Raw genomic sequence first — 7,601 nt, forward strand, 5'->3', positions numbered from 1 at the left:
TGGTCAAATTTAGTGGACGGGTCCCGTCAGGCAGCGGCGGCAGCCAGCCGCAGCACGCTCACCCCGGTCGCGTCCGCCAGCAGCACCAGGCCGTCCGGCGTCAGGTCGGCCCCGCCGAGCGGCCCGGCCGACAGGAAGACCGCCACCGGATCGCCGGTCACACCGCCCTCCTGCACCGCCCACACCCGCAGGTAGTCCTCCCCGGTGCTGAGCGCCAGACCGACCGCGGCCCGCTGCTCCTCGGACGGGCGGACCAGCGCGTCCGGGTCCACCACCAGCTGTTCCCCGGTGAGTGCGTCGAACGCCGTCAGACCCGGTATCCCCTCGGCCCCCGGTCCCGGGTCCGGGCGGTAGGCGACCAGGGCCGACCGGCCGTCCGGGCCCACCGAAGCCGTCACGGCCCGGACACCGGGCAACGGCCGGGTCCACAGGGTGTTCCAGGGCAGCCCGACGCCCAGCTCGGGGACCTCCACGCCGTCCTGCCGGGCCCCGTGCTCCAGGAGTCCGGCCCGCAGTTCCGGCCGCAGGCCCTGCCGGGTGAACAGCGGCGCCAACCGCAGCCAGGTGCGCGCGATCGGGGGCAACTCGCCACCCGTCGCCACGAGTTCCTCGACCGCCGCGCGCAGACGCAGCTGCTCGGCGTGCAGCAGGAAGCCGGGCTCCGCCAGCAGCCCCGCCAGCAGCCCGCCCTCCAGCGCGTGCCCTGCCAGTTGCTCCCGCACGTACGGCACGGCATCCCGCCAGCGCTCGGGCCCCTCGCCCCGCACCGTCGCCAGCAGGGCGGTGGCGATCCGCCGCTGGACCTCGCGGACGGCGCCGCCGAACCGCTCGCGCAGTTCGTCCGCGACGGCCGGATGGACGATCCGCACCTCGGGGTGCTGCTCGTCCCCGGCCAGCTCGACGAACGGCAGCAGGAGTTGCTGCCCTGCGGCCAGTACGGGGCCGAGGTCCTTGCCCGCCACCGCGGACGCCAGCGGTGCCCACAGCTCCAGCGGCAGGGCCGCGTCCGGCCCGGCCAGTGCGAGCGGGGCCAGCAGCCGGCGCAGCGTCAGTTCGTCCGTGCCGCACCGCTCCGCATGCAGGTCGAGGGCGTCGCCCACCCCACCGGGCAGGCCGAGCGGCGCCCCGGGCACGGCCCGGGCGGACCAGGCCGCCAGCCGCACCACCAGGGCGTTGTCCGCCACCTGCGCCAGCCGGCCCGCGGCTCCCGGCTGTTCGAGGCTGTGCTCGGCCTGGAGCAGCAGAGCGGCCGGGTCCCGCCAGGGATCCTGATCGAGATCGACGACCAGCAGGTGCCCGCCGGGGACCTCCTTCGCCAACCGCTCGGCCTCGGCCCGCGGCACCTCGGCCAGCAGCCGCACGCCCGGCGCGAGCACCAGCGGCAGCAGGACCTCGGTGGTCACCCGCGCGACCTCGCCACCGCCCGGCAGCACACCGGCGCGGTCGCAGTCGGCGATCACCACCGGCACCGCCATCGGTCCGGCCTCGGCCAGTCGGCGGTGCACGTCCTCGGACCGGTCGGCCCCCGCCACCAGCTCGTCCGCGACCAGCCAGAGCAGCTGGGACGCCGTCAGTCCGGCCGCACCGAACACCTGCGGAGCCGGCAGCCCCTCCGGCGGTACGGTCGCCGGGTCCAGCACGGCCAGCTCGATCCGGTCCCGGAACCCCGGCTCACAGAGCATCAGGAATCCGGTCAGCAGCCGGGACCTCCCGCTGCCCGGGGAACCCGTGACCAGTACCGCACCCGGCCCCGTCCCCGCCCGCCAGTCGGCGAGCGCACGCAGTGCCGCCGCCCGGCCGCCGACGAACGGATGCGGCTGACGGTCGGTCACGGACGGGTCGGTCGGAACGGTCACTTCGGCTCTCCGGGCTGGACGGGACGGTAGGGATGCTGCGGACACCTGCGGACTACTTCTCCTCACCCCAGAGGCCGGGGTCGAGTTCGTGCTGCTCGTGCAGCAGGACGTGCCAGGAGCCCTCGACGGCTTCGGCGTCCACGGATCGCAACCAGCGGTCGACCTGCTCGGCCACGTACCGGCGGTTGACCTGCCGGACCACCCGCCCGGGGTCGCAGAACAGCCGGAGCATGGTGAAGAACGCGGACAGCGAGCCGGCCGCGTGCTCGGTGTCCCCGTCGAAGTCCTCCAGCAGCACCGCACCGCTCGCACCGTCGAGCAGCAGGTCACCGCCGAGCCACTGTCCGATCCGGTACACGTACCGGGTGCCGCCGTCCTCGTCGGGCTCCTGGTCCCACTCCTCCAGGCCCTCCTCCGGCAGGTGTGCGGTCCACAGGGTGCCCCGCCCGGCCGCCAGCGGCACGCCGGTCCCGGTCAGGAACGCCCGCGCGCCGGGGTCGGCCAGCCCTTCGGGCAGCTCGTCGGCCGGGGGCCGCCAGCTGCCGGTGAACGGTTCGGCCAGCCACTCCGCCGTGGGTGCCGACACCTCCGGCGGCACCGGGCGCGGCGCTTCGAAGGCGAGCGGCTCGACCAACGGCTCGACCGTCCAGCCCGGAGCGTCCGGGTCGACCGGGGCCGTCAGCCCGATCCGGAACAGGCCGTTGGTACCGGCCAGCAGCAGGTCGTCGCCGTGGCGCACGCCGCCGGTCACCTCGAACGGGAAGCGCGGTGCGCGGGCCACCCCGTCCGACCGCAGGCGGCCCCGGCTCCAACTCAGCCGCTCCCAGCCCTCCTCGGCCACGACGGCGGGGGCACTGTCCTGGCCGGCCGTGCGGCGGTGCGGTCCGGAGATCCGCTCGCCGGTCGCACCGTCCCAGACGTACGAGGTCCGGGCCGGCACGATCCCGGCGTCCACGTCCTCGTCCGGGACGTCGAGGTCCAGGCTCACCACCACCGGCCGCCCGTCGAGCCGACCAGGCCCGACGGCCTCGACCGGCCCGGGGGCGGGCCGCTCCGAACCCGAACGGCCGGACGGGAACCAGCGGCTCCAGACAGTGCGCCAGGGCAGCTCGGCCGCAGCCGCGAGTTCGGCCGCCAGGGTGTCCGCGCCCTGCGACAGCAGCCGGTGGTGCAGCGCCGCCAGCCACTCGCCGCGCTGCGCCGCGGCCGGCCGCACGCCGAGCAGGTCGAGGTAGTGGACGTCCGCCGCAACGGAGTTGTGCGGGACGCCGTCCGGCCAGGCCAGGGGCAGGGCGTCCACCAACTCGGCCCGGTCGACGCCTGCCAGGAAGTCGGCCCGCCCGATCAGCTCCGGCAGGTCCCCCGGGTCGAAGCTGCGTTCGGCGCGCGGGTCCTCACCGGCGGACCGCGGGCCGGTCGGGGCGGGCAGCGCCAGCGCGGTCACCTCGGCGGACCGATCGGCCCGGGCGTCCAGGTCCGCCTCGACGGCCACCCACCCGGCCGGCCCGGAGCGCCCGACCAGGTGGCGCACCACCCCGTCGAGCACGGCCTGCGGGGCCGGCGAGTCGCGGTAACCGCCGGCCAGCTGACCGTTCAGCAGCACCACGCCGGTGACCGCGCCGGCCCTGGCCACCCGCTCGCGGAACGTGCCGGGGAGACCGTCCGGGTCCTCGACGCCGAGCGCGCGCAGCACCGACACCGCGATCGCGTCCGGTTCCTGCTCCGCACAGTCGACCAGGACCACCCCGGACAGCCCGCCGAGCGCCTCCCGCAGCACGGCGCTCCGGCCGGACCCGCGCACACCTCCGAGCAACAGCACCCGCCGGCCCGTCCCGGTCTCCGCCCAGTCCCGTACCGTCCCGACCGCCGCCTCGCGGTCCGCAGCCTGCGTCCAATCGCCTGTTGTCACAGCCGTCTTCCTTGCCGATCGTCTTCTCGGGGGGTGCGGATTACAGCTGCTCGGCCTTCGCCATCCGGGCCCAGATCGTCCCCAGACGGTTCAGGTCCGCCTGCGCGTCCCGCGTCATGTTGGACTGGCTGTCGGCCGAGGTCCCGTCGCCGGTCTGCGCCCCCTTCCGGTATCCCACACCGTAGTCGATGGCCACTCCGGGCAGCCGCTCCGCGATGTAGTTCGAGCAGCCCGCGTGCCCCGGCTTGTTGCCGCACGGTTCGCGCTCGGTGTAGAGGCTGACCACCTTGTAGTCACCCGCCTGCGAGCTCTCGTTGAGCCGGTCGACCCAGCGGCCCAGGTGCGGCTCGGAGTGCTCGGGCCGCCGGCCGACCGAGTTCCTGGGGATCGAACTGTCCACCACGTAGCGACTGTTGCCCTTCGAGTCGACCACCTCGATCACGGCGAAGTTCTTGCCGGAGAAGTCCGGCTTGTGTTCCGCGCGTCCTGGACCGGAGGCCAGCTCGTACACCCCTTCCCGGCCGCCGAACCGGGGATCCGCCACCAGGTGCTCACGGACCAGGTGGGCGGGCGCAGGTGCCGCGTCGCCCGACGGCGGGCCGGCCGTCCGGAAGTCCTGGCTCGCGTGGTAGACCACGCCGCGCGAGGTGTCGTCGGTCGCCGCGGCGCCGTCGTTCACGTGCTTCTTCCGCTCCTTCGCCGACATGTCACTGCGGTCGACGGTGGGGTCGTTCTCGTACGGCTTGGCCATGTGCTCCGGGCTGGCGCCCACGGCGTGCGCCTCGTGGAAGCCGAGGCTGAGCCGTCCCATGGCCGCGACGACCGCGCCCTGCTCACCGCGCGAAAGGTCGTTGAAGCCGGGCAGCTTGGCCCCCAGCTCCTTCTTGTCGAAGCCGAGCTGGGGCGGGGTCCCGTGCGCCCGCTGCGCCGCCTCGTCCAGCACGGCCGCGAGTTGGCCGTTGTCGATGTGGCCCTCGAGGAACTGGTGCGCCGACTCGGTGTTGGTCTGGGTGACCTCGTTCGTCGTGCGGGTGTTCTGCTGGGTCTTGTCCGGCTCCATCCCGTAGTGCGTCTGGTCCTTGTCCTGCCGCGTGTCGTACTCGGCCGAACCCTTCGACTCGCGCTCGGGGTCGGAGCCGGCGTTGGCGTCGGCTTCGGCTGTGGAATCGGGGGTCGGGTCAGGGGTCGGGTCGCTGTCGTCCGTCTTCTGCTTCTTGTGCGGCGGCCCGTCCTGCTCCGCGTCGCCGTTCTCCGGATCGTGCTTCTGCTTGCCCGCCGGGTCGGCGGGGCGGCGGTCGGTGCCGTCGCCCCGGCTCTCCGGGGTGCCGTTGCGGGAGCCGTCGTCGGCGGGTATCGGGCGGCGGTCGGGGTCGAGGGAGACGGCGAAGACGCCGTTGTCCCCGTTGTGGAGCGGCTTGTCGCTGCGCTGGCCGGTCTGGTTGTCGAGGTAGGTGATCTTGCCGTCGTGGTTGACCACGTTCCACGCGTGGGCCCGGCCGTTGGCGTCCTGGGTGACGATCACCGCCTGCGAACCGTGGCCGGAGTCGCGGAGCTGGTCCTCGATCCGCTTGAACGCCTGGTCGCCGTCGCCCATGTCCCGGAACGGCGCCCCGAGTTGACGCTCCGCCCGGTCCCGGCCGCCCTGCTCGCCGTCCGGGCCGGTGTCGTTGCGCGGCGCGGCGGCGGTCGGGTTGCCGCTGTACGTGTCGGCCGTGGAGAGGGCCACGTCCAGGCAGTTGTTGTCCCGGCCGGGCGCACGGTGCCCGTCCCCGTTGACCGCGCCGGGCCAGTCGCCGTTCGGGTCCGGATGCCGCTGGGGCGTCCCGTCCGGGTTCCGCGGGACCCGGCTCTCCAGGTCCTGCTGGTGCTGCGGATCGGTCCGGTCCAGGCCGCCGGGGGTGTCGTACGGACGGCTGTCGGCGAGCGGGCGCTCGTGGTCCGGCGTGGCGGGAGTGTCCGGGTGGGTGGTGTCCGGGCCGTCGGGGTCGAGGCGGGAGGCGATGTCGGGGGTGTTGCTGTCCGGGCGGGCGGTGTCGGGGTGCGCGTTGTTGGTGCCGTCCGGGTCCAGGCGCGAGCCGATGTCGGGGGTGTTGCCGTCCGGACGCGACGTGTCGGGGCGGGGGTTGTTGGTGCCGTTCGGGTCCAGGCGCGAGCCGATGTCGGGGGTGTTGCCGTCCGGACGCGACGTGTCGGGGCGGGGGTTGTTGGTGCCGTTCGGGTCCAGCCTCGAACCGAGGTCGGGCCGGGTGGTGTCGGGACGTGGGGTGTTCGACCCGTTTGCGCCGTTGGGGTCCAGGCGGGAGCCGAGGTCGGGACGCGGGGCTTCCGGGCGTGGCGTGTTGGTGCTGTTGGGGTCCAGGCGTGACGGGATGTCGGGGCGGGTGGTGTCCGGGCGGGGTGTTGCGGGGCGCGGGGTGTTCGACCCGTTCGGGTCGAGGCGGGAGGGGATGTCGGCCCGGGGTGTGGGGTTGTTGGCGTAGGTGGTGCGGGGGTCGGGGCGGTTGCCCGTGGGGCCTCGGTCGGCGGCGGGACGCGGGGTGAGTGTGGGCCCGTCGTGGTCGGGGCGGCGCTGGGGCTGGACGGTCGGGCCCGCTGACGGGGTGGTGGGTGCGGTGGGCCGGTTGGTTCCCGGGGTTCCGGGGTTTGCGGCTGTCGGCGTGCCTGTCTGCGGTACAGCGCCCGGTACGCCGCCGGGAGTTGTGCCGGGCTGGCCGGGGGTGCCGGGTGTGGGGTCCGGGGTCGGCTGGGGGGTGGGGCGGTGGTCCGGGCTGGAGGGTGCCGGTGCGGTGGCGGTGGCGCCGAGGCCTGCGGTGCTGAGTCCGGCCGGGCGGTTGGGTGAAGTGCCGTCGCTGGTTGGGGTGCTGGTGCCGGCCGGGTCCGCGAAGGCGGTTCGCGGGTCGGGTCGGGTGGTGGCGGGCTCGGGGGCGGGGGTGTGGTCGGGGGTCCGCGCCGTGTCCGGTGCTGCCGCTGCCGGAGTGGGGCGGTCGGGCTGGGGGGCGGCGTCGGGGCGGGTCTGGGCGGGGGTGCTCTCGTGCCGGGGTGCGGGGATGTCCGCCGGGGCGGGGGTGTGGCTGGGTGTCGGTTCGGTCGGGCGCACCGGGCCGTAGGCGGGGCGGCTGTCGTCCCCGCGCGGCGGCGGGGTGCTCTCGGCCGGCGTCGGCCGGGTGCCGGGGTCGTGGTCGGGGGTCCGCGACGGGCCGTCCGGGGACGACGGGTTGGGACGCGCACCGGAGTCACCATCCGGCGTACGAGTCGGACCAGACTCAGGAGCAGTGTGGGACGGACGCGTACCCGCGTCACCATCAGGCGTACGCGACGGGCCCGACTCGGGAGCAGTGTGGGACGGCCGGGTGCCCGTGTCGCCATCCGGCGTGCGGGTCGGACCCGACTCGGGAGCAGTGTGGGACGGCCGCGTACCCGTATCGCCATCAGGCGTACGCGACGGACCGCTGTCCGGCGTCTGCCCGCTCGGACGCGTACCGGTGTCACCATCCGGGGTCCGCGACGGGCCGTCAGACCCGGTGGGCCGGGTGCCCGTGTCGCCATCAGGCGTGCGCGTTGGACCCGACTCGGGAGCGGTGTGGGACGGCCGCGTACCCGTATCGCCATCAGGCGTACGCGACGGGCCGTCAGACCCGGTGGGCCGGGTGCCCGTGTCGCCGTCAGGCGTACGCGACGGACCGCTGTCCGGCGTCTGCCCGGTGGGCCGGGTACCGGTGTCGCCATCAGGGGTACGCGAGGGACCGCTGTCCGGCGTCTGCCCGGTGGGCCGGGTACCGGTGTCGCCATCAGGGGTACGCGAGGGACCGCTGTCCGGCGTCTGCCCGGTGGGCCGG

General features: G+C 75.0%; 3 protein-coding genes. All 3 read right to left on the reverse strand.

The window, feature by feature from the left end; all coding sequences use genetic code 11:
* Nucleotides 1-26 precede the first annotated feature (26 nt).
* From ABT118_RS28330 to ABT118_RS28340, 3 genes are read right to left on the reverse strand one after another with little or no spacing between them, the layout of a single operon-like run.
* Nucleotides 27-1,856 (reverse strand): ATP-binding protein, encoded by a 1,830-nt coding sequence (locus ABT118_RS28330; protein ID WP_350674965.1) that lies wholly within the window; start codon nucleotides 1,854-1,856, stop codon nucleotides 27-29.
* A gap of 52 nt (nucleotides 1,857-1,908) precedes the next feature.
* Nucleotides 1,909-3,765 (reverse strand): hypothetical protein, encoded by a 1,857-nt coding sequence (locus ABT118_RS28335; protein ID WP_350674966.1) that lies wholly within the window; start codon nucleotides 3,763-3,765, stop codon nucleotides 1,909-1,911.
* Nucleotides 3,766-3,805: 40 nt separating this feature from the next.
* Nucleotides 3,806-6,862, reverse strand: coding sequence for a toxin glutamine deamidase domain-containing protein (locus ABT118_RS28340; RefSeq protein ID WP_350674967.1), 3,057 nt, complete (start codon nucleotides 6,860-6,862; stop codon nucleotides 3,806-3,808).
* Between the last annotated feature and the right edge of the window lie 739 nt (nucleotides 6,863-7,601).

Origin of the sequence: Kitasatospora sp. NPDC002040 (assembly GCF_040296785.1) — a bacterium.
In the GTDB taxonomy this organism is placed as follows: domain Bacteria; phylum Actinomycetota; class Actinomycetes; order Streptomycetales; family Streptomycetaceae; genus Kitasatospora.